General features: G+C 60.4%; 1 protein-coding gene. It reads left to right on the top strand.

Annotation, left to right across the window (positions count from 1 at the left end):
- Positions 1-19: 19 nt before the first annotated feature.
- Positions 20-475 (top strand): E2/UBC family protein (locus OX89_RS08940; RefSeq protein ID WP_304413781.1); only part of this gene is annotated, 456 nt, incomplete at its 3' end.

Below are 475 nucleotides of genomic sequence, written 5' to 3'. Positions count from 1 at the left end.
CCGCCATCAGCATGGAATCGTGTCCGCCATCGCGTGGAATACGCACCCGTGCGAAGTCCAGCTCGACCCCACGTTCTTCGACTTGCCTCGCATCCGGCTGCTGGAAATCCCTCCTGAGCTGCCCGCAGCGGTTCCTCATCTTGGCGCAGATGGCGGGCTTTGCTATCTCGCCAAGGGCACCGTCGTTCTGGACATCTACGATCCTGTCGGACAGTCGCTGGCGTGCCTGCAGCGCGCGGCCGTCGTGTTCGGGCAGATCATGCAGGGGGAGATGATCGAAGACCTCGCGGAAGAGTTCTTCGCCTATTGGCACGGCTGGCATTGTTTCGTGGACATGCAAGGCGAGGATCTCGGGCGACAGAACGGCATAGTCGCGCAGGCCAATGGGTGCCCCTTGTGGTTCATCACCGACAACGAAGATCGAACAACTGAGAAGCTGAAGTCGCTCGGCTACCAAGTCACCGATAGAACGGTG

The organism is Diaphorobacter sp. J5-51, from assembly GCF_001023515.1.
Taxonomy (GTDB): Bacteria; Pseudomonadota; Gammaproteobacteria; order Burkholderiales; family Burkholderiaceae_C; genus Diaphorobacter; species Diaphorobacter nitroreducens.
This window is presented reverse-complemented; position numbering and strand designations above follow the sequence as displayed.